Origin of the sequence: Humitalea rosea (assembly GCF_003253705.1) — a bacterium.
GTDB classification, from domain to species: domain Bacteria; phylum Pseudomonadota; class Alphaproteobacteria; order Acetobacterales; family Acetobacteraceae; genus Humitalea; species Humitalea rosea.
On the sequence record NZ_QKYU01000021.1, the window covers coordinates 62,309 to 84,070 of the forward strand.

The following is a 21,762-nucleotide window of genomic DNA, read 5'->3' on the forward strand; positions in this document are numbered from 1 at the left end:
CGCCGTTCTATCGTTCCGAACAAGGAGGCTGCCACCATCGCGACGAACGTCCTACGCGTCGCTCAGTCTCACTGTAGTAAGTAGCGAGAGCCCCCGTCTCCGCACCACCAAACACGTATTCACGGATGAGTGTGCTACCGCCTGGCTTACTCTCAAAGCAGCGCAGCATCAAAAATAATTGTACGTCGTAATCGATTCTTATATTGGGAATCGGGAAGAGGTTAGTGTCAATATCTTCAGAATTTAATGTAAAAAACGTGTCCCACCAAATTCCAATAACTTGTGCCATGGGCCATCCTATAATAGAAGTTCCACGATACACTTGTGGCCTAAGACGCTCTAGTGTAGTACGTGCGCTTAGATAGTTTTGCAAAATACTTCTATGTTCGTAACTTTCGATCTCCTGGGCCATGGCTGTATTCGCTCGCGCACTAAGCCAGTGAAAACTTAAATTGATGGGGAGAGATCGATTGCGGCGAGAGATCCGAAACGCATATTCACGGCGCGGTTCACCTTGCCGTTGAGTATAGGCTATAAGAATGTTCATGTCGGAATCGCGCTCGTTGGGTATTGCGAGTTCGGCACGCCCGCTCTCAAATTTGGCGGAACGCCACTCTGTCTCGCCACGCAGGAACACACGAAGTTCATCTGCGTCGGGTGACTGGGCGACGAACTGAAAAGTCGTCGAGTCATCAGCAAACACCATGCCTGTGGTCAGTGAGTATAGAAGAAATACCAACAGAAAAATCGCCGGGCGGGCCTTGCGTGAGTGCTGCGTCATGTGCGAACGCCTCCCAGTATTAGCCCGAGGAAGCCACCGAAACACGCCTGCAATGCGGAGAGATTGCTTCGGATGGCGCTGGCAATTTGCTCATAGTACTTGATCTGATCCTGCTCGTTCAAGCTTGCGGGTGGCGATGTGACTACGTTTGCACTGAGGGTTTCCACTACCCTAACTCCGTCGAGTAACTCATAGGGAAGATAGAAGGAGAGGACTATTCCAACCACCGATAGCACGAATCCAATACCGACGACGACATATCGGAATATTGATATACGACGACTGGAGATGGCAACGCTGAAATCTGTCTGAAGTAGTGTAAAAACGCTGGTGACTGCCACAAGAGGTCCGGCGGAGCTGTCAAAAAATGGAAGAAATGCGAATCTGACCCATTTCGTGCCTGAGCCAATCAACTCATCGTCATTCATTATCCAAGAGATGACTATAAGATAAAGTGTTAGAATGCCGATTACGGAGACCAGCACTAGCTGACGTGCCAATATTCGCATCGATTTCTCCTGGGGCGCCGCGTTAGGGTGGAATTTTATCCGAAATATAGTTACAATATTTATAAATAGGTGGCGCGATTGGCGCAAAGAGGAATTTCGCTCACAGTATCGAGATTGTGGTGGCCAACGGTCAAACCATAACATATCCAATTCGATATAAAACAGTTTGAATCGGCAGTTCGCCGAGAACCAGTCCGCTCAGTCGCCTCGCCTCGCCTAGGCTTACGGCATGAGTTCATCGCTTCCAAGGTCTTGGTAGGTCCGCGACGCCGTGCCTTGCGCGGGTCGGTTACTGTCTTGGTTCGTTGAACGCTTCGCGGACCGACGGCATGGCCGGTCACAATTGGCGCCACGAACCCTTCGCTCCCCGGCAGGCCACTTGTCACCCCCCCACCACCCCCTAACCTCCCGCCCCAACAGCCTCAGGGACGGACAATGCCCAACGACACCGCATTCTACCGCAACGATTCCTCCCGCCCCGACCCGCCCTTCGCCCGCACCGAGCTCAGCAACCTCCTGCGGAACAACCAGCCGGTCCTGCGCCGCAACGGCATCCCCGTGGGCGCCGAGCACCGCCACACCTACCGCCTGTTCCGGGCCGACCAGCTTGTGGGCAGCTACCAGTTCACCTGGCACCACAACATCCCCTGGAACATCCTGCGCCGCAGTTGGGATGTCGTCCTGACCTTCTGCACCGATGCGGCGCTGAAGGCCCTGTTCAACTTCTACGCCGCCGGCCACCCCCTTGCCGATGACGCGCCGCGCCTCTTCGCCAAGCTGCTGCTGCTGCGCGCCACCTTCGGCATCACCAACGGCGTCGCCGAGCGCACTCCCGGCGTCCGCGGCTGCGAGGCCTGGATCGACCATCTGACGGACACCATGCGCGACTCCCCCAATCCCCGCATGGGCTTCCAGGGCGAGGACCGGGAGAAGCTGAAGACCATCCTCTGCTGGGGCACCTGGAACCTGAACGAGGGCCCGGGCACGCGGGTGGACGACCCGGGCGAGTTGTTCGACACCTTCGGCCCCTTCGATGCCGAGGAGACCCGCCGCGCGCGCTATGTCGCGGTGGAGCGCCTCAACACCACGCTGAACGACATCTGGGACCGCTTCACCGAGCAGGCGAACATGCCCTGTAGCATGGCCACCACCACCCGCCCCTGGTCGGCCGCCTTGCTGGAAACCCTGCGCGTCTGCGCGGCGCTGACCCCGAGCCAGCGCGGCATCGTCTATTTCGACCCGCTGATGTGGGCGCCGGTGACGCTCTCCCGCTCGGCCATGGAGCTGTTCGACGTGAAGGCCAATGCCACCTTCGACAGCGGCATGATCACCGAGGTCCTGCGCGGGGTGAGCGTCTACAAGCAGATGAAGAAGCGGGTGCGCTTCCGCTAGGCCCTCGCCGCATGTCAGCCCGGAGATGACATCGCCGCGGTTTCACGCCATCTGGAAGGGCCAGTTCCGGATGGTTTGACGTACATGACCTACGACTTCGACCTTTTCGTGATCGGCGGCGGCTCCGCCGGCGTTCGCTGCGGCCGCATCGCCGCGGGCCATGGCGCGCGCGTCGCCGTCGCGGAATCGCGATTCTGGGGCGGCACCTGCGTCAACGTCGGCTGCGTGCCGAAGAAATTCATGGTCCAGGCGGCCGAATACGGCGGCTGGATCCAGGATGCGCCCGCCTTCGGCTGGAACATCCCCCCCGGCACCACGCATGACTGGGCCAGGCTCGCCAGCGCGCGGGATACCGAGGTCGCGCGGCTCTCGGGCATCTACGCCACCCTGCTGGGCAATGCCGGCGTCACCACCCTCGAGGGCTATGCGAGTTTCGCGGGGCCGCATGCGGTCGAGGTGAACGGCACCATCTATACCGCCGCCACCATCGTCATCGCCGTCGGCGGCCAGCCGGTGCGGCCGGGCATCCCGGGCGTCGATCTGGCGCTGGTCTCGGACGACCTCTTCACTTTGCCGGCGCTGCCCAAACAGATCGCGGTGATCGGGGCGGGCTATATCGCGTTGGAATTCGCGATGCTGCTGCGCGGCCTGGGCGCCGAGGTCGATCTGATCCACCGCAGCGAGATGCCGCTGCGCGGCTTCGACCAGGACATCCGCGAGGCCGTCTGCGTGGCGCTCGACCATGCCGGCATCCGCCGCCATGGCGGCCTGCCGCCGCTGGCGATCGAGGCGGTGGGCGAGCGGCGTCTGGTCCACCTCTCGGATTCCCACGCGATCGAGACGGATGCGGTGATGCTGGCCACCGGCCGGATGCCGAATCTCGCGGGGCTGAAGCTGGAGGCGGCCGGGCTTGCCGCCGACAAGCGGGGCGCTCTTTCGGTGAATGCGGCGCATCAGACAGCGGTGCCGCATATCTATGCGATCGGCGATGTGATCGACCGCGTGGCGCTGACCCCGATGGCGACCGCGGTCGGCCATGCGCTGGCCGATACGCTGTTCGGCGGCAATCCGCGCCAGGCCTCCTACCTCAACGTGCCGAGTGCCGTCTTCACCGATCCGCCGATCGCAAGCGTCGGGCTGACGGAGGAGCAGGCGGCGGCAACGGGGCTGACCGACATCTACGTCTCCCGCTTCACCCCCATGCGCCACACCATCACCAAGAACGGCCGCCGGACCTTGATGAAGCTCGTGGTCGACGCCCGCACCCAGAAGGTGCTGGGCGCGCATATGATGGGGGAGGATGCCGCCGAGATGATGCAGGGCATCGCCATCGCCATCACCGCCGGCGCCACCAAGCAGGATTTCGACCGCACCATCGGCATCCATCCGACCGCCGCGGAGGAGTTCGTGACGATGCGGACCCGCACGCGGCAGGTCGGGGTGCCCTGATCGGTGGCAATCGGCTACAAGGAACGCCTTTTCTCTGAACAGGACAGGACTGGACCCCGATGACGTCTCGCGCGTGGCGCCCTGACAGCTGGCGGCAGATGCCGATCCGGCAGGTGCCCGAATACCCCGACCTGGCGGCTCTGGCGGCGATGGAGGCGCGTATCGCGTCCTTTCCGCCGCTGGTCTTTGCCGGCGAGGCCGATCGTCTGAAGGCGCTGCTGGCCAAGGCCGGCAAGGGCGAGGCCTTTGTCCTGCAAGGCGGGGATTGCGCCGAGGGCTTCGCGGATTTCCGCGCGGATATCATCCGCGACAGCTTCCGCGTGCTGTTGCAGATGGCGGTGGTGTTGACCTTCGGCGGCGGGCTGCCGGTGGTGAAGCTCGGCCGCATGGCCGGGCAATTCGCCAAGCCGCGCTCCTCGGACACCGAGACGGTCGGCGGCGTGACCCTGCCTTCCTACCGCGGCGACATCGTGAACGGCCCGGATTTCACCCCCGAGGCGCGCATCCCCGATCCCAGCCGGATGGAATTCGCCTACCTCCAGGCCGCCGGCACGCTGAACCTGCTGCGGGCCTTCGCGACCGGCGGCTATGCCGATCTGCATGAGGTGCATCGCTGGAACCTCGGCTTCGTCGCGCGCAGCCCGCTGGCGGCGCGCTACGATGATTTGTCCCAGCGCATCGACGAGACGCTGCGCTTCATGAGCGCCTGCGGCATGGGCCAGGCGCCCCAGGTGCGGGAGACGGAATTCTACACCAGCCATGAATCCCTGCTGCTGCCCTTCGAGCAGGCGATGACGCGCGAGCCCTCCACCCATCGCGGCCAGTATTTCGCGACCTCGGCGCATTTCCTCTGGATCGGGGATCGCACGCGGCAGCCGGATGGCGCGCATGTGGAGTTCCTGCGCGGCGTCGCCAATCCGATCGGCATGAAGGTCGGCCCGAGCATGGATGCCGACGAGCTGGTCCGCCTCACCGAGATCCTGAACCCGCGCAACGAGCCGGGGCGGCTGACCCTGATCGCCCGCATGGGCGCCACCAAGGTCGCCGAAAAACTGCCGCCGCTGCTGCGGGCCGTCGCGCGCGCGGGGGCGGAGGTGACCTGGCTCTGCGATCCGATGCACGGCAACACCGTCAAGGCCGGCAATGACTACAAGACCCGGTCCTTCGACTCCATCCTCGGCGAGGTGCGCGGATTTTTTGATGCGCACGCCGCGGCGGGGACGGTCGCAGGGGGCGTGCATGTGGAGATGACGGGGCAGGACGTGACCGAGTGCATCGGTGGCGCGCATCGCCTGACGGAAGCCGATCTGGCCGGGAATTACGCGACCTTCTGCGACCCGCGCCTGAATGCGGAACAATCGCTGGAACTCGCCTTCCTGGTCGCCGAGGAGTTGAAGGCGCGCCGGCTGCTGGCGGTCCGGGAGGACGCGGCTGCCGTGGCGGCGCAATGACGGAGGATGTCTCCGACCGCGCCATAGCGGCGCGGACGGATGTCTATTTCAACCGCACCCGGCAGATCGTCCAGAAATTCGGCGATTGCCGGGTCACCTATGCGGTGTTCCTGCGGCGCCCGGTGGTCTCGGCCCCGCGCATCATGCTGGACTGGATCGCCGCCGTCGCCGCCCATCGCGGGGTGAGGATCGAGGTCGATCTGGTCCACCCCGAGGGCGAATGGGTCGGCGCCGGCGATCCCATCGTCTATCTGACCGGCGCCTTCGCCGATCTGGCCGATCTGGAGACGCTGTATCTCCAAAAACTCGGCGCCCCCTGTGTCGCGGCCTTCAACGCCTGGCAGATGTGCCTGGAACTGAAGACCGTCGCCTTCCTCGCCATGGATGCGCGCCACTGCGCGGGGGAGGGGATGCAGGAGATGATGGCCTATGCCGCCTCGGTCGGCAGCCGGGCGGCGCAGCGGGACGGGGCGCGCGGCTTCACCGGCAATGCGACCGATGCCACCGCGCATTTCTTCGGCCAGCCGCATGGCTACGGCACCATGCCGCATGCGCTGATCGGCTACGCCGGCAGCACCGTCCGCGCGGCGGAGATGTTCCACGAGACCTTCCCGGACGAAAACCTGACCGTGCTGGTCGATTACTTCGGCCGCGAGGTCAGCGACGGGCTGGCCGTCGCCGCGCGCTTCCCCGAGATCGCCGCCGCCGGCCGCATGGCCGTGCGGCTGGACACCCATGGCGGCCGCTTCCTGGAGGGGCTGGACCCCGCCGAATCCTATGCGGTGATCGAGCGGCACATGCCCGAGGCGATCCGCCGCTACCGCTCCGAGACCGATCTGCGCCACATGGTCGGCACCGGCGTCTCCGCCGCCGCCGTCTGGCGCATGCGCGAGGCGCTGAACCAGGCCGGCTACCCGCGGGTAAAAATCGTCGCCTCCTCCGGCTTCAACGTGCAGAAATGCCGGGTGATGGCCGAGGCGAGCGCGCCCATCGACGTGATCGGCACCGGCAGCTTCATCCCCGAGGCCTGGGGCGAGACCTATGCCACCGCCGATATCGTGGCCTATGACGGCCATCCGCGGGTCAAGGTCGGGCGCGAGTTCCTGCTGCGGCAGAACGGGCACCGCCAAAACGGCCCCAACGGGCAAAACGCCGGGTGACGGAACGCCGCATCGGGCTGATCTGCGCCTTTTCGGTGCTCGCGGTCTGGGCGGGGTTCTTGCTCAGCGGGCGGCTTTCGGCCCGGCAGGCGTTTTTGCCCTGGGATATGGCCGCACTGCGCTACGGCGGGTCGTTCCTGGCGGCGCTGCCGCTGGTCGCGGTGTTTGGCTGGCCGCGGCTGCCGCCGTTGCGGGGGCTGGTATTGGTGCTGCTGGCGGCCGGCGGGTTTCCGCTGCTGGCCTATATCGGCTTCGGCTTCGCGCCGGCCTCCCATGCCGGGGTGATGCTGCCGGGGACGCTGCCGTTCCTGACGGCGGGGTTGGCGGCGATCTTCCTGGGCGAGGTCTGGACCGCGACGCGCATCGCCTCGCTCGGCGTGGTCGCGGCCGGGATCGGGTTGCTGGCGGCGGATACCTTCGGGGCCAATCCCGGGTCCTGGCGGGGCGATCTGCTGTTCCTCGGCGGGTCGCTGTCCTGGGCGATGTACACGCTGCTGATCCGGCACTGGAAGGTTTCGGCGCTGACGGTGACGCTGGGGGTCGCGCTCTACCCGGCCATGCTGTTCCTGCCGCTGTGGTGGTTCGTGCTGCCCTCGCAGATGCATCTGGTGCCGGTGCGGATCATCCTCTTCCAGGGGCTGTACCAGGGGATTTTTGCGGTGGTGGTCGCGGGCTTCCTGTTCACCCGGGCGGTGACGGCGCTGGGGGCGCCGCTGACCACCAGCATCACCGCGCTGGTGCCGGCCATCGTCGCGATTGCCGCCTGGCCGCTGCTGGGGGAACCGCTGGGGGTGGCGGGGCTGGTGGGGGTGGGGCTGGTTTCGGCGGGGATGGTGCTGGCGGTGGCGGGGCCGGGGTTGGTGAGAAGGTGGTTGTAGAGGGGGGCGGGGGGCGGTTCGAGGCGCGGCGTGCCTTCAATCTCGTTCTTGCGTTCTATTCCGTACCTATACGCGGAACGGTCATTTCGGATTTCTTACTTCTGCCCCGCCCATTATCATGATACCGTTATGAGATGACCATAAAGCTCTCTGGCACCACGCTTACCCCGCTTGAGAAGTCAGTGATCAAGGCACTCATCAACGATGGTTGGAGAAATCAAGACATCCAAACATTGATTAATACGGGAAGGGTTGCTTCGATAAATTTCGGGCGAATCTCCGGAGTTAAGAAAGCTACAAATATAATTCCCGCAACAAAGCAGCAGGTAGATATTTTTCGGCACAAGAAATTACTTTTCGATCATATCACCGGGTTGTGTCCTTTTGAAGATGAAAGACTCGTTCGTGCCCGAGAGGCCATGATTTTGGCTGTAGAATTATTTAATACGCCGCGTATTGAATTTAAGGCGGGTGTATTTTCGATGTTGGCCAATGTCGCTTGGACCTACCTTCTGCACGAATTCTATCAAAGAAGGGGAGTTCTGATTGTTAATAAAGAAGGGCATAGCCTAGCTCTCTCACAGATGCTCGTCCATAACGATTGTCCTCTCTCTAAGAGCTGCAAACAAAATCTTATGGCCCTTAAAGATATCCGAGATGTGGTCGAGCACCGCACGATTGGTCCATTTGATTTAAACTGGTTGCCGATGTTTCAGGCAACTTGCCTAAATTTCGAGAAGGTCATTACTGATCTGTTTGGGCAAAAATTGACATTGGGCCGAGATTTGGGATTCTCACTTCAGTTTGCCAAACTTACCACGGCGGAGATCGCTACACTACAAGGTTACGACTTACCTGAGCACATCGCCGCGCTTGATGCGAGTTTGGCTGCAAGATTGGATGCGGGCGATGCCGACAATTTAGAGTATCAGTTCAAGGTGGTCTATACACTGACCAGTGCATCGAAAGCTAAGTCGCATTTTCAATTTATTCAGCCTGAGTCATCTGAGGGAAAGGAAATTCAAAACGTACTAATAAAATACAAACCCGCAATTGATTTGTATCCATTAAAAATTAAAGACGTGATAGATTCTGTATCGCAATCTAGTGGCCGAAATTTTACGCGAGACACACATCAACGTGCGTGGAAGAAATATAATGCTCGCCCGAAAACTGGATCTACCGACCCTGGTGCCACAAATAAGGAATTTTGTTTTTACCATCAACCATTTAAATCATACACTTATTCCAGATCTTGGGTTGATTACCTTATAAATCAGATCTCTGACGACGATGAATGGTCTGCTCTCTGCCGATTTTACGGATAGACTGATAAAATATCCCATCTTCTGGGATGCAATGCCATCAGGGAAGGATTTCGGGATGAGGACGCCATTCGCAGATGATCTCTCTAAGAATAAATACCTTGACATATATCTGGATATCGGCTGATAATCTCACCCCATCTCCCAAGGCCCCCCATGCGCCCCCACTACTCCACCCCCCGCCCGCCCGGCCGCATGACCGACCTCGAGTGGACCACCCTCTCCCCCTACATCCTCTGGCACCGCGCCGGCCGCCCCGTCGCAAACCTCCGCATGCGTATCGACGCCCTGTTCTGGGTCGCCGCCACCGGCAAGCCCTGGAAGGACTTGCCGGAGGAATTCGGCCGCCCCGACACCGCCTCCCGCCATTTCCGCCGCCTCACCCAGCGCCACCTCTGGCAGCGCCTGCTCCACGCTTTGGCCGACCCCAAGGCGCCGCCCGGCCTCAAATCCTTGGAGCACTGGATCTGCCGCGCCTGCCAGCGCGCCTATCGCCTGGGCGGCATGTCGCTGATCACCACCGCGCGGCGCCTCGGCTTCCACACCGCCTTGCGCGGCCCCTCCTGGATGCTGCCCGATGCGGATTTGTCCGAATTGATCCTCCGCGTCACCGACCACTGGCTGAAACGCCTCCCGATGGGCGTCCCCAGGGGCATTTTCGCCCTCTGCGGCCGGCTGCTCGCCACCGCCGGCGGCCGCCGGCGCGTCCCGCGCTACCTCTGGCCCAAATGACCCCGGCGCCCGACCCGGCCGGCCGCCCCGCCCTGGGGCTGTTTCAACCCGCAAGCGCGTTATATGGATCGGTCATGGACCAGATTCGGATCGCCCTCGCGCAGATCAATCCTCACCAGGGCCAGATCCTGGCCAATGCCGACCGCATCCGCGCCGCGCGCGCGCGGGCGGCGATGGAGGGCGCCCATCTGCTGGTCACGCCCGAATTCAGCATCGCCGGCTACCCGCCTGAGGATCTGGTGCTGAAGCCCGCCTTCGTCGCCGATTGTGTCAAGGCGATCGAGGCCCTGGCCGCCGAGACCGCCGATGGCGGCCCCGGCCTGGTCGTGGGCGGCCCGTGGCGGGACGGGGAATCGCTGCACAATGCGCTCTACGTGCTGGACGGCGGCCGCATCATCGCCCGCCGCGCCAAGCACGAACTGCCGAACTACGGGGTCTTCGACGACAAGCGCACCTTCGTCCCCGGCCCCGCGCCCGGCCCGGTCGCCTTCCGCGGCGTGCGCCTGGGGCTGATGATCTGCGAGGATTGGTGGTTCCCCCATGTCAGCGAGACGCTGGCCGAATCCGGCGCCGAGATTCTCATTGCCATCAACGGCAGCCCCTTCGAGGTCAACAAGCCCTACGACCGCGTCGATCTCGCGGTCGCGCGGGTGGTGGAGACCGGGCTGCCCTTCGTCTTCCTGAACCAGGTCTGCGGCCAGGATGAGCTGGTCTTCGACGGCGGCTCCTTCGGGCTCAACGCCGATCGCAGCCTCGCCTTCCGCCTGCCGCTGTTCGAGGAGGCGGTGGCGACCACCGACTGGACCCGGCGCAATGCCGGCTGGATCTGCGCCCCCAGCGCCATCCCGCCGCAGATGCCGCCGCTGGAGCAGACCTGGCGGGCGATGATGCTGGGCCTCGCGGATTACGTGAACAAGAACCGCTTCCCGGGCGTGGTGCTCGGCCTTTCGGGCGGCATCGACAGCGCCATCACCGCCGCCTGCGCCGTGGATGCGCTCGGCCCCGACCGGGTGCGGGCGGTGATGATGCCGAGCCCCTATACCAGCGCCGAAAGCCTGGAGGATGCCGCCGCCTGCGCCGGTCTGCTCGGCATCGCCTATGACAGCATCGGGATCGGCCCGGCCATGGCGGCCTTCGGCGCCATGCTGGCCCCGGTGTTCGAGGGCCGCCAGGCCGACACCACCGAGGAGAACATCCAGTCCCGCGCCCGCGGCCTGACCTTGATGGCGCTGTCCAACAAATTCGGCGACATGCTGCTGACCACCGGCAACAAGAGCGAGATGTCGGTGGGCTACGCGACGCTCTATGGCGACATGTGCGGCGGCTATTCGGTGCTGAAGGACCTCTACAAGACCCGCGTCTTCGCCCTCTCCCGCTGGCGGAACGAGGTGTTTCCCGAGGGCGCGCGCGGCCCGCGCGGGCCGGTGATGCCGCTGCGGGTGATCGAAAAGCCACCCTCGGCCGAACTCAAGCCCGGCCAGACCGACCAGGACAGCCTGCCGCCCTACGACATCCTGGATTCCATCCTGGAAGGGCTGGTGGAGCGCGAGCGGGACGTGGATGGGCTGGTCGCCGAGGGGCATGACCGCGCGACCGTGGTCCGGGTCTGGAAGATGCTGGACCGCGCCGAATACAAGCGCCGGCAGGCGCCGCCGGGGGTCAAGCTCGGCACCCGCGCCTTCGGCCGCGACCGGCGTTACCCGCTGACCAATGGCTATACCGGGCTGATCGCCTGATGCCGGCCACGGTCCGGCTGCTCTCCACCCTGGCGGTGCTGCGCGCCTTGGAGGAGGTGCGCGCGGCCTGCGAGGCCGAGGCCGATGTGGCGCTGGAGGTCGCCTTCGGCCCGACCAACGACATGCTGGCTCGCCTCGCGGCCGGGGAGGTGGCCGATGCCGCCATCCTGACCGCGACCGCCGTGGAGGCGATGATCGCCGAGGGCAAGATGCTGGCCGAAAGCCGGGTCGATCTGGCGCTCTCGGGCATCGGGCTCGCGGTGCGGGCGGGCGCGCCCCGGCCGGATATTTCCACGCCCGAGGCGCTGCGCGCGGCGCTGCTGGCGATCCCCTCCATCGTCGTCTCCCGCGCCGGTGCCAGCGGGGCGGTCTTCGCCGGGGTGGTCGCCCGCCTCGGCATCGCCGATGCGGTGGCGGCGAAGTCCCTGGTGATCCCCATCGGCCTGACCGCCGAGCTGGTGGCGCGGGGGGAGGCGGCGATGGCGGTGCAGCAGGTCAGCGAGTTGCTGGCGGTGGCCGGCGTCGATCTGGTCGGGCCGCTGCCCCCGCCCTTGCAGCATAGGGCGCTGTTCTCGGCGGCCGTGTTTTCCGCGAGCCCCGAGGCGGCCGCCGCCACGCGGTTGCTGCGCTGTCTGGGGGCGGCGCTCACCCCCGCTCTCCTGCGCCGGCACGGGCTGGAGCCCCCGCCGTCTGAAAAAGCATAGGCGACATGCTTTGCGTGGGACGAGAGGGTGGTATGTGTGCGCGCGCGGGCGTTCGCCCGCTATGTTGGCCCGATAACCCTTTGATGGAAGCTCGCCTCGATGCTGCTTGACGGAATTCCGATCGGTAACAACCCGCCCGATGACATCAATGTCGTCATCGAGGTCGCGATCGGCGGTGAGCCCATCAAATACGAGATGAACAAGGCGGCCGGCACGCTGTTCGTCGACCGCTTCCTGCACACGCCGATGCGCTACCCGGGCAATTACGGCTTCGTGCCGCATACGCTGTCCGACGATGGCGACCCGATCGACGTGCTGGTGGCCAATACCCGTCCGATCATCCCGGGCGCGGTCATCAACGTCCGCCCGGTCGGCGTGCTGAAGATGGAAGATGACGGCGGCGGGGATGAGAAGATCATCGCCGTGCCGGTCACCCGCCTGACCAAGCGCTATGTGCATGTGCACAACGTCCATGACCTGCCGCAGATCACGCTGGAGCAGATCCAGCACTTCTTCGAGCACTACAAGGATCTGGAGCCCGGCAAATGGGTGAAGGTCATGGGCTGGGGCGATGCGGATGAGGCCAAGGCCATGATCCAGGCCGCGATCGCGCGCGCCAAAGCCTGATCGCATGGGTGGGGCAGGGCAGGTGAGCCTTGCCCCCGTCCGCGCCAGCGGGCAAACGGCGGGATGACCAGCATCTCCGTTGCACGAGCATGAGCGCGAATTTCCTGACCGGCGATTTCGCCGTGACCATCAAGGACCTGTCCGGCGGCAATGGCGCCGAGGCGGTGGAGACCATCCGTGGCTTCACCACTTTGGCCCATGCCAATGCCTTTGCCCGGCGCTACGTCCGCGACAGTGTGGAGCGTTGCCGCAGCCGTGGCATGTCGGCCGATGAGGTGCTGGCCGCCTGGTTCGCCTTTGGCGAGGATGCCGAGGTGACCGGGGCCGAGGGCGCCGGCTGGACCTCGGGCGCCGAGATCAAGGCTTTCGCCGCCGCCAGCCCCACCGATCCCGAGGACCGCGCCTGGCGCGCCATCGACCCCCGCCGCATCGCCCAGGAGGATGACGACGACGCCGACGATGCCCCAGATGGGGATGGGGATGGGGACGGGGACGGCGAGGCGTGACCCACGCCGTCACCTGCGGCGATTACGCCGATGACGGCGACCCCGACGAGGAATGGGTCGTTGCAGGATTTTCCACGGCCGAGGCCGCCGTGGAGTATGCTCGCCGCTTCATCCGCGCCGGGATCGAGGATCTGCGCGGCGAAGCCGCATCGAACGAGGACCTGCGCGACATGTATTTCCGCTGGGGCGAATTCGCCCTGACCCCTGGGCTTGAGACCGTCCCTTGGGTCGATTTCTGCATAGCGAACCCGGCGACCAAGCCGGCCGAGACCGATTACGCGCGCCTCGATCCGAACCCGCCCGCATGAAGCTGCGTTTCGCACCCTCCCCGACCGGGCTGCTGCATGTCGGCAATGCCCGCGTCGCCTTGGCCAATTGGCTGGTCGCCCGCAAGCAGAAGGCGACATTCGTCCTGCGGCTGGACGATACCGACACCGGCCGCAGCACCCCCGAATTCGCCAAGGCGATCGAGGAGGATCTGCGCTGGCTGGGCCTGGACTGGGATGAGAGCTTTGCCCAGACCTCTCGGCTGGAGGCTTACGCCGCCGCCATGGAGCGGCTGATCGCCGCCAAGCGCCTCTACCCTTGCTTCGAGAGCGAGGAAGAACTCGTCGCCAAGCGCGAGCGGCGCCGCCGGGAAGGCCGCGCGCCGGTCTATGACCGCGAGGCGCTGCGGATGACCCCGGCCCAGATCGCCAAGGCACGGGAGAACGGCAAGACGCCGTACTGGCGCTTCCAGCTTTCGGCCAGGACGGTGACCTGGAAGGACGCCGTGCTCGGCCCGCGTTCTGTCAAGCTGCAGGCGATCAGCGACCCGGTGCTGGTCCGCGCGGATGGGACCTTCCTCTACACCTTCGCCTCGGTGGTCGATGACCTGGAAACCAAGGTCACCCACATCATCCGCGGCGAGGATCACGTCACCAATACCGGTGTGCAGCTCGACATCCTGCAGGCGCTGGGGGGTGATTCCCAGAAGGTGTTCTTCGCCCATCTGCCGCTGCTGACCGACAGCGACGGCGGGCCGCTGTCCAAGCGCCTCGGCTCGCTCTCGCTGCGCCAGATGCGGCGGGATGGGATCGAGCCTGCGGCCCTTGCGGGGATGCTGGCGACCCTCGGCAGCAGCGCCGATCCGGTCGCGGCCATGCCGGTGGAACTGGTCGAGGGCTTTGACATCACCCGCTTCGGCACCTCGCCGGCGCGGTTCGATGTCGCGCAGTTGCTCGTGCTGAACCGGCGGATGCTGCATGCGCTGTCCTTCGCCGATGTGCAGCAGCGCCTGCCCGAGGGCGCGACCGAGGCCTTCTGGCTCGCCGTGCGCGGCAACCTCGACCTGCCGGCCGAGGCGCGCGACTGGTGGGAGGTGGTGACCGGCGAGGTGCCGGTGCCCGAGCTCGCCGAGCCCGACCGCGAGACCCTGCGCGCCGCGCTGGAGCTGCTGCCCGAGGGCGAGCCCGGCCCCGACACCTGGTTCGCCTGGACCGCCGACCTCACCGCCCGCACCGGGGCCAAGGGCCGCAAGCTGTTCCTGCCGCTGCGCCTGGCGCTGACCGGCGTGGACAAGGGCCCCGACCTCAAATCTTTCCTGCCGCTGCTGACGCGCGAGACGATCACGCGCCGCCTTGCCGCCGCCATTGGATAATCCAGCCCCGATGATCCCCGAGCTTTTCTTCCACGACAGCGCCACCCGGCAGAAGCAGCGCTTCGTGCCGATCGATCCGCAGCATGTCTCGATCTATGTCTGCGGCCCGACGGTCTATGACTTGGCACACCTGGGCAATGCGCGGCCGGTGATCGTGTTCGACGTGCTGGTGCGGCTGCTGCGGCGGTTCTATCCGCGCGTCACCTATGTCCGGAACATCACGGACATCGACGACAAGATCAACGACCGCGCCCGCGAGAGCGGCGAGAGCATCGGCGCCATCACCGCCCGCACCACCGAGGCCTTCCACGCCGACATGGCCGCGGTGGGGGCACTTCCGCCCGATGCGGAACCCCGCGCGACCCAGACCATCGCCGGGATGATCGCCTTCATCGAGCGGCTGATCGCTGGCGGCCATGCCTATGCCGCCGAGGGGCATGTGCTGTTCGACACGCCCTCCTTCCCCGATTACGGCGCGCTCTCCGGGCGCACGCCCGAGGATCTGATCGCCGGCGCCCGCGTCGAGGTCGCGCCGTTCAAGCGCAACCCCGGCGATTTCGTGCTGTGGAAGCCGTCGGACGCCGAAACCCCGGGCTGGGACAGCCCCTGGGGCCGTGGCCGGCCGGGCTGGCATATCGAGTGCTCGGCGATGTCGCTGGCGCAGCTCGGCCCGGATTTCGACATCCATGGCGGCGGCCATGATCTGCTGTTCCCGCATCATGAAAACGAGCGGGCGCAGTCGCTCTGCGCGTATCCCGGTTCCGGCTTCGCCCGGATGTGGCTGCACAATGGGATGCTGCGGGTGAATGGGGAGAAGATGTCGAAGTCCCTCGGCAATTTCCTCACCCTGCGCGACATCCTGGCCCGTGGTCCCTGGGCCGGCGAGGCCTTCCGGATGCTGGTGCTGAAGACGCATTACCGCGCGGCACTGGATTTTACGGACGCGGGGCTCGCCGAGGCGCGGGCCGATTGCGACGACGACTACGCCATGCTGGCGCGCGCGCCGCAGGCAGGATCGGATCGCGCGATGATCGATTGGGCGTTGGCGCCGCTCTGCGACGACCTGAACACGCCGCTGACCCTGGCGCGGCTGCGCGACCTGCGCACGGTCGAGAATGCGGTGACCACGGGCGGCTCGCCGACCGTGGGGATGGAGCGGATGGGGCGGCATGACGTGCCGGAGCCCGGCGTCGCCGCGGCCTCCTTCCGCGAGGTCGCCGCGGTGCTCGGCATCGCGCAGAGCGACCCGACCTCCTGGCGCCAGGGCGGGCTCGAACAGGGCGGGCTGGCGCCGGCCGCGATCGAGGCCGCCATCGCCGCCCGCCTCGCCGCCCGCAAGGCGAAGGATTTCGCCGAGGCCGACCGCATCCGCGCGGAACTGGCCGAGCAGGGGGTGGTGCTGGAGGATGGCGCCGGCGGGACGGTCTGGCGCCTTGCCTGATCCGGCTTGATCCTATCCCCCCGGAGGGGATAGGATCGGCCGCATGTCCAGCCACCCCACCCATCCTGATGTGCTGCGCCGCCTGCGCCTCGCCGCCGGGCATCTGAACGGCGTCATCGGCATGATCGAGGCGGGCGCCCCCTGCCTCAAGCTCGCAGCGCAACTGCACGCGGTGGAGCGCGCCATCGCCGCCAGCAAGCGCATCGTGATCGAAACCCATCTCGACCACTGCCTGGAACACGCGCTCTCCAGCGACGGCGAGGCCGCCCGCGCCGCCGCGGACGAGTTCCGCGCGATCGTGAAACACCTGTGAACGACTTCGGCGCCCTGCTGGGCCAGGGGGGCATGGCGCCCTGGCTGTATCTACCGCTGGCGCTGGGGCTCGGCGCGCTGCATGCGCTGGAACCGGGCCATGGCAAGACGATGATGGCGGGCTTCATCGTCGCGATCCGCGGCACCCCGGGCCAGGCGGTGCTGCTCGGCGTCTCGGCGGCGGTGGCGCATTCGCTGGTGGTCTGGACCATCGTGCTGACCGGGCTCTGGCTTGGGCGGGATCTGCTGCCGGAGGCGCTGATGCCCTGGCTCGGGCTGGCCTCGGGGCTGGTGGCGCTTGGCGTCGCGGGCTGGATGGCACGCGGGGTGCTGCGGCAGCGCGGGCATGGGCACGACCACCATCACGGCCATGACCATGACCATCACCATGACCATGCGGCACCCGTGGCGCCCGGAAATGGCCAGATCATCGCCTTCGGCTTCTCGGGCGGCCTCGTGCCCTGCCCCTCGGCGCTGGTGGTGCTGGCGCTGTGCCTGCATGCCGGCGCCTTCGGCCTCGGCATCGCCACGGTCACCGCCTTCAGCCTTGGCCTCGCGCTGGTTCTGGTCGGCGTCGGGGTCGCGGCGGCCTTCGGGGCGCGGCGGGCACGGGCCGGCTGGCCCTGGCTCGAACGGGTCGCGGCGCGGGCGCCCTGGCTCTCGGTGGCGGTGATCGCGCTGACCGGGGTTTACGCCATCGGCCTCGCTGTGAGCCACTTGACCTTCCCATAGGGGGCCGCCGCATCCTTGATGCGCCGGGTCGTCCCCACGCCATGGCAGGGATCACGAAATCCACCGCCTCGCCGAAAACCGGAGATCGCGCAAATGCGCGCGCTGCTGGGTCGCCTGCCACGCTGAACCCCTTGCGCCGCCCCGCCCCACGGGGCATGGGCGGCGCATGAAGGAACATTGTTCGTGACTGGTGGCCGCCGTGAGGGCGGTGCCGAGCTGGCGCCCCCCCCGGGTGAAAGCCCCATCATCGTGCTGGTCCGCCCCCAGCTTGGCGAGAACATCGGCACCGCCGCCCGCGCCATGGCCAATGGCGGGCTGTTCCATATGCGGATCGTCGCCCCGCGCGACGGCTGGCCGCAGCCCTATGCCTGGCGCGCCGCCAGCGGCGCCGACAAGATCCTGGACGCCGCGACCATCCATCCGACCGTCGCCGATGCGGTCGCCGATTGCCACCGCGTCTTCGCGACCTGCCCGCGCCCGCGCCACATCGTCATCCCCGTCCGCACTGCCCGCGCCGCGGCCGAGGATCTGCGCGAGATCAACGCCCGCCCGCTGCGGGCCGCGGTGCTGTTCGGCCCGGAACGCGCCGGCCTCGACAATGAGGAGATGGCCTGCGCCGACACGCTGGTCCGCTACCCGCTGAACCCCGCGCATATGTCGCTGAACCTCGCCCAGGCGGTGATGATCCTCGCCTATGAATGGTGGACGGCGACCGAACCGACGCCCGCGCGCGAATTCATGACCAACGAGACCCGCGTCGCGAACAAGGGCGAGGTCGATGGGCTGCTGGGGCGGCTGATGGTGGAGCTGGATGCCTCCGGCTTCCTCGACAACCAGGCCAAGCGGGCGGGGATGGTCCGCAACCTCGCGCATTGGTTCCAGCGCGGCGAGGTGACGACGCAGGAACTCCGCACGCTGCATGGCGTCGTCACCGAATTGTCCCGCGGGCGGATGCGCCGCGGGCGGAAGCCGGATCTGGACGAGAGCCCCCCCTGGGACGACCCCGCATGATCCATCCCGACGGCACGCCCATCCCGGCGCTGCCTGATGTCAGCATCACCACCGTGGATGCCGCGCGGCTTGGCCTCGCCGGACCCGTGCTGTCGTGGCGGGAGGCGGGCCAAGAGGCGGGCCAAGAGGCGGGGCAACGCCCGGCGGTGCTGCTGCTGCATGGCGTCGCGGGCAATAGCGCGGCCATGCGCTTCCTCCTGGCGGGGCTGGCACCGGATGCGAGGGTCATCGCCTGGAACGCGCCCGGCTATGTGTTGAGCGACCCCTTCCTGGCCGAGGCCCCCTCGGGCGAGGCCTATGCCGATGCGGCCCTGGCGCTGCTGGAGGCGCTGGGGGAGGCGGGGCGGGTGCATGTCGTGGGCGTGGCCTTCGGCGCGCTGGTCGCGACGGCGCTGGCGGCGCGCCACCCGGAGCGGGTGGCGACGCTGAGCCTGCTCGGCCCCAGCCGGGGCGAGCGCTGGCGGGGGGCCGAGGCGCGGACGATGATGCTGGCGCTGCGCGCGGCCAGCATCGCCGAGGGCGGCGAGGGGCTCGCCCGGATGCGCACCTCGACCCTGGTCTCCCGCGCCGCCGGGCCCGTCGTGGCCGAGCTGGTGCGCGGCGTGCTGCTGGAGACGACGGCGCCGGGGCTGATGGGCTCCGCGCGCTGTGCCGATCTCGTGGATGTGGTGGTCGATTTCGCGCCGCGCGTGCTGGCGCCGACCCTGGTCGTGACCGGAGCCAAGGATGCGGTGAACCCGCCCTATGTCGGCGAGGCGATCGCCGCCGCCATCCCCTTCGCCCGCTTCGTCAAGGTGGAGGGGATCGGGCATCTGCTGGATCTGGAGGCGCCGGCGCTGGCCTTGGGCCTGTTGCGGGAGCACATGGGCTTCCCGGCCCGATAATGTCTCAGGCCGGCAGCGGCGCCTCGGTCAGTCGGCCATCGGCGACCCTCCAGCCACGGTCGTGGAAGCGGGCCAGCGCCGGGCGATGCGCGATCGAGACCAGCGCCGTGCCTGGCAGCCGCTCCCGCAACAGCCCGTAGAGCAGCGCCTCCGCCTCGCCATCCAGGCTCGCGGTCGCCTCGTCCAGGAACAGCCATTCGGGGCGCAGCAGCAGGGCGCGGGCGATGGCGACGCGCTGCTGCTCGCCACCGGAGAGGCGGCGGTCCCAGACCTCCTCCTGATGCATGCGCGGGATCAGGGCGCCGAGCCCGGTCGCCTCCATCACCTCGGCGACGGCCGCATCGGTGTGCAGGCTCGCATGGTCCGGGTAGCAGATCGCGCGCTTCAGCGAGCCGAGCGGCAGATAGGGCCGCTGCGGCAGGAACAGCGCGCGGCCGCCATTGGGCCGCTCGATGCCGCCGCTGCCGAAGGGCCAGATGCCGGCCAGGGCCCGGAACAAAGTGGATTTGCCGCTGCCGGAGGCGCCGGTGATCAGCACATGCTCCCCCGGCCCCGCGATCGTGCCATCGGCGCCGCGCATCAGCACCCGCCCATCCGGCAGCGCCAGGGTCAGGTCGTGCAGCACCACGCCGGCGCCGCCATTGGTGGTGACGACCGGGCCGCCGGTCGCGGCATTGGCCTCCGCGATCGCGAGGTTGAAGCCGGAGAGCCGCAGCACGGTCGCGCGCCAGTCGGTCAGGGTCCGGTAGGAGTCCACGAACCAGGACAGCGAGCCCTGCACCTGGCCGAAGGCGCTGGAGGTCTGGATCAGCCCGCCCAACTGGATCAGCCCGGCGAAATAGGCGGGGGAGGCGACCACGATCGGGAAGATGCTGGCGACCTGGCTGAAGCCCGCGGTGAAGAAGGTGAGGCGCTTGGTCGCGGTCATGATCGACCACCAGTTGCCGCGCACGATGTCGAAGCGTTCCTCCAGCGCCTGCTTCTCATCCGCCTCGCCGCCATGCAGCGCGATGCCCTCGCCGCCGTCGCGGACGCGGACCAGGGCGTAGCGGAAGTCGGCCTCGACCTTTTCCTGGAGGAAGCTGAGCTGGATCAGCGGGCGGCCGATCAGATGCGCGAGCCAGGTGCCGAGCGCCGAATAGATCAGCGCCACCCAGACCATGTAGCCGGGGATGGTGACGCCCCAGACCTCGATGCTGCCAGACAGGCCCCAGAGCACGAAGATGAAGCTGAACAGCGTCACCACCGCATTCATCAGCCCGAGGCCGAGGGAGAGCGTGTTGCCGACGAAGAGGCGGCTGTCCTCGGCGATGCGCTGGTCGGGGTTGTCGGTGGCGCCGTCCTGCAGCGACATGCGGTAATGCGCCTGGCCGGTCAGCCAGTCATCCAGCATCCGCTGGGTCAGCCAGCGCCGCCAGCGGATCTCCAGCGCCTGGCGCAGATAGAGCGAATAGACCGCGATCACGATATAGGCCACGGCGATCAGGCTGAAGCCGGGGAAGCTGCCCTCCGCGGTGGTGCGGCCCAGCAGCAGCAGGCCGAAGAAGGCCTCCTGATCCTTGTTTTGCAGCGTGTTGTAGAAGGCGTTCTGCCAATAGGTGAGCAGCACGCTCATCCCCACCAGCGACAGGTTCAGCGCCACGACGGCGGCGAGCAGCCCGCGGGCGCGCCACTTCTCCTCGCTGCTCCAATAGGGGCGGGTCAGCCGCCAGGCGTCGGAGAGCCAGTCGGTACGATCGCCCATGGGACAGGTCCTAGGAAAGCTGGGAGGTGAGGGCGGCGATCCACGCCTCGACCCGGCGGGCGTTCACGCCGAAGTCGGAATGGCCGAGCAGGCTGCGGGAATAGAGCGCGAGCCCGGTCGCGGCATCGCCCTGGGGCAGCAGCTGCGCCACGATGATGTCGGGGTAGTTCATGAGCGCGCTGCGCTCGACCCATTGCGCCTGGAGCCGCTCGGGCCAGGCGGCGATCAGCGTGGTGCGGGGGCGTGCGGCGGCCACGGTCTGCACCGCGGCCCAGAGCCGGCCCTGCCCCACCGGGAAGGGGGCCAGGATGCGGTGCGGCTTCGGCCCCGGCGCGCCCTCCGGCGCGGCGAGGCAGGTATTGGGCGAGCCGGGCAGCACGAGATTTGCCAGATCGAGCGGCACCGGCGCCCCAAGCCCCCCGGCGCCCGAGCCGAATAGCAGCGAGAGCGCATTGGGCATGGTCAGCTATCCTGGCGCAGGCGCAGCCGGATCACGCCACGGACCGCTTCCGCCGCGACCGGCTTGCCTTTGCGGAGGATGTCGATGCGCCCCTCGGCCTGCAAGGCCAGGGCGGCGCGGCGGACGCGGCCCATCAGCGGGCGCCAGGCGGCTTCCTCCGCTTCCAGGGAGCGGGCGACCTCGGTCGGGCAGATGGATTTGCCCGGGCCGGCGGCGGTGGTCAGGGCGAGGATGGCCTCGGGGATGGCGGCATCGGCGGTCATGGGCGCCACCGGGGCAGGTCATGGAT

23 protein-coding genes are annotated in these 21,762 nt (G+C 66.8%); 18 read left to right on the forward strand and 5 right to left on the reverse strand.

Going from position 1 to position 21,762, the window contains the following annotated elements; genetic code table 11:
- Window positions 1-7 precede the first annotated feature (7 nt).
- Together C8P66_RS23615 and C8P66_RS23620 are read right to left on the reverse strand one after the other, a co-directional pair.
- Entirely contained in the window at window positions 8-781 is a 774-nt protein-coding gene (locus C8P66_RS23615; protein WP_146422929.1) for a hypothetical protein, read from the reverse strand.
- The gene (locus C8P66_RS23620; protein ID WP_146422930.1) at window positions 778-1,290 is read right to left on the reverse strand and encodes a hypothetical protein; all 513 of its coding nucleotides are present in this window, start codon (window positions 1,288-1,290) and stop codon (window positions 778-780) included. Before C8P66_RS23620 ends, C8P66_RS23615 begins: the two co-directional genes overlap by 4 nt.
- 435 nt (window positions 1,291-1,725) lie before the next feature.
- On the opposite strand from C8P66_RS23620, the gene C8P66_RS17320 reads away from it, so the two are divergent.
- The 18 genes from C8P66_RS17320 (at window position 1,726) to C8P66_RS17400 (ending at window position 19,269) form a co-directional block, all read left to right on the forward strand.
- On the forward strand, window positions 1,726-2,682 hold the full coding sequence (locus C8P66_RS17320) for a hypothetical protein (protein ID WP_111399535.1): 957 nt from the start codon (window positions 1,726-1,728) through the stop codon (window positions 2,680-2,682).
- A gap of 84 nt (window positions 2,683-2,766) precedes the next feature.
- Window positions 2,767-4,131, forward strand: a complete 1,365-nt coding sequence (gene gorA / locus C8P66_RS17325; RefSeq protein WP_111399536.1) for a glutathione-disulfide reductase — start codon at window positions 2,767-2,769, stop codon at window positions 4,129-4,131.
- Between the two features lie 59 nt (window positions 4,132-4,190).
- Window positions 4,191-5,582 (forward strand): class II 3-deoxy-7-phosphoheptulonate synthase, encoded by a 1,392-nt coding sequence (locus tag C8P66_RS17330; RefSeq protein ID WP_111399537.1) that lies wholly within the window; start codon window positions 4,191-4,193, stop codon window positions 5,580-5,582.
- Window positions 5,579-6,742 (forward strand): nicotinate phosphoribosyltransferase, encoded by a 1,164-nt coding sequence (locus tag C8P66_RS17335; RefSeq protein WP_111399538.1) that lies wholly within the window; start codon window positions 5,579-5,581, stop codon window positions 6,740-6,742. Before C8P66_RS17330 ends, C8P66_RS17335 begins: the two co-directional genes overlap by 4 nt.
- On the forward strand, window positions 6,739-7,620 hold the full coding sequence (locus C8P66_RS17340) for a DMT family transporter (protein WP_111399539.1): 882 nt from the start codon (window positions 6,739-6,741) through the stop codon (window positions 7,618-7,620). Before C8P66_RS17335 ends, C8P66_RS17340 begins: the two co-directional genes overlap by 4 nt.
- 134 nt (window positions 7,621-7,754) lie before the next feature.
- Window positions 7,755-8,948, forward strand: coding sequence for a DUF3644 domain-containing protein (locus C8P66_RS23625; RefSeq protein WP_146422932.1), 1,194 nt, complete (start codon window positions 7,755-7,757; stop codon window positions 8,946-8,948).
- A gap of 192 nt (window positions 8,949-9,140) precedes the next feature.
- On the forward strand, window positions 9,141-9,677 hold the full coding sequence (locus C8P66_RS17345; RefSeq protein WP_111399540.1) for a transposase: 537 nt from the start codon (window positions 9,141-9,143) through the stop codon (window positions 9,675-9,677).
- A 74-nt stretch (window positions 9,678-9,751) separates the two neighbouring features.
- Window positions 9,752-11,413, forward strand: a complete 1,662-nt coding sequence (locus tag C8P66_RS17350; protein WP_245903644.1) for an NAD+ synthase — start codon at window positions 9,752-9,754, stop codon at window positions 11,411-11,413.
- The gene (locus C8P66_RS17355; RefSeq protein WP_111399542.1) at window positions 11,413-12,117 is read left to right on the forward strand and encodes a substrate-binding domain-containing protein; all 705 of its coding nucleotides are present in this window, start codon (window positions 11,413-11,415) and stop codon (window positions 12,115-12,117) included. Before C8P66_RS17350 ends, C8P66_RS17355 begins: the two co-directional genes overlap by 1 nt.
- Window positions 12,118-12,216: 99 nt before the next feature.
- Window positions 12,217-12,744, forward strand: a complete 528-nt coding sequence (ppa, locus tag C8P66_RS17360; protein ID WP_111399543.1) for an inorganic diphosphatase — start codon at window positions 12,217-12,219, stop codon at window positions 12,742-12,744.
- Between the two features lie 89 nt (window positions 12,745-12,833).
- Window positions 12,834-13,250 (forward strand): hypothetical protein, encoded by a 417-nt coding sequence (locus C8P66_RS17365; RefSeq protein ID WP_111399544.1) that lies wholly within the window; start codon window positions 12,834-12,836, stop codon window positions 13,248-13,250.
- The gene (locus C8P66_RS17370) at window positions 13,247-13,558 is read left to right on the forward strand and encodes a hypothetical protein (protein ID WP_111399545.1); all 312 of its coding nucleotides are present in this window, start codon (window positions 13,247-13,249) and stop codon (window positions 13,556-13,558) included. The genes C8P66_RS17365 and C8P66_RS17370 overlap by 4 nt, the downstream gene beginning before the upstream one ends.
- On the forward strand, window positions 13,555-14,889 hold the full coding sequence (gene gltX, locus C8P66_RS17375; RefSeq protein WP_111399546.1) for a glutamate--tRNA ligase: 1,335 nt from the start codon (window positions 13,555-13,557) through the stop codon (window positions 14,887-14,889). Before C8P66_RS17370 ends, gltX begins: the two co-directional genes overlap by 4 nt.
- 10 nt (window positions 14,890-14,899) lie before the next feature.
- A complete protein-coding gene (gene cysS / locus C8P66_RS17380; RefSeq protein ID WP_170141588.1) occupies window positions 14,900-16,330 on the forward strand; it encodes a cysteine--tRNA ligase in 1,431 nt (476 codons plus the stop codon).
- 43 nt (window positions 16,331-16,373) lie between these two features.
- The gene (locus C8P66_RS17385; protein ID WP_111399547.1) at window positions 16,374-16,643 is read left to right on the forward strand and encodes a metal-sensing transcriptional repressor; all 270 of its coding nucleotides are present in this window, start codon (window positions 16,374-16,376) and stop codon (window positions 16,641-16,643) included.
- The gene (locus C8P66_RS17390) at window positions 16,640-17,374 is read left to right on the forward strand and encodes a HoxN/HupN/NixA family nickel/cobalt transporter (protein WP_111399548.1); all 735 of its coding nucleotides are present in this window, start codon (window positions 16,640-16,642) and stop codon (window positions 17,372-17,374) included. Before C8P66_RS17385 ends, C8P66_RS17390 begins: the two co-directional genes overlap by 4 nt.
- 183 nt (window positions 17,375-17,557) lie before the next feature.
- The gene (locus tag C8P66_RS17395; protein ID WP_111399571.1) at window positions 17,558-18,385 is read left to right on the forward strand and encodes an RNA methyltransferase; all 828 of its coding nucleotides are present in this window, start codon (window positions 17,558-17,560) and stop codon (window positions 18,383-18,385) included.
- Window positions 18,382-19,269 (forward strand): alpha/beta fold hydrolase, encoded by an 888-nt coding sequence (locus tag C8P66_RS17400; protein WP_111399549.1) that lies wholly within the window; start codon window positions 18,382-18,384, stop codon window positions 19,267-19,269. Before C8P66_RS17395 ends, C8P66_RS17400 begins: the two co-directional genes overlap by 4 nt.
- Before the next feature lie 4 nt (window positions 19,270-19,273).
- Here C8P66_RS17400 and C8P66_RS17405 read toward each other — a convergent pair whose 3' ends face one another.
- From C8P66_RS17405 to C8P66_RS17415, 3 genes are read right to left on the reverse strand one after another with little or no spacing between them, the layout of a single operon-like run.
- Complete coding sequence (locus C8P66_RS17405; RefSeq protein ID WP_111399550.1) at window positions 19,274-21,013, reverse strand: ABC transporter ATP-binding protein/permease; 1,740 nt, start codon at window positions 21,011-21,013, stop codon at window positions 19,274-19,276.
- A 10-nt stretch (window positions 21,014-21,023) separates the two neighbouring features.
- Complete coding sequence (locus C8P66_RS17410) at window positions 21,024-21,473, reverse strand: DUF1499 domain-containing protein (protein ID WP_111399551.1); 450 nt, start codon at window positions 21,471-21,473, stop codon at window positions 21,024-21,026.
- A gap of 2 nt (window positions 21,474-21,475) precedes the next feature.
- Window positions 21,476-21,736 carry a DUF3253 domain-containing protein gene (locus C8P66_RS17415; protein ID WP_111399552.1) on the reverse strand — a complete coding sequence of 87 codons (261 nt, stop codon included), beginning with the start codon at window positions 21,734-21,736 and terminating at the stop codon, window positions 21,476-21,478.
- Window positions 21,737-21,762 lie beyond the last annotated feature (26 nt).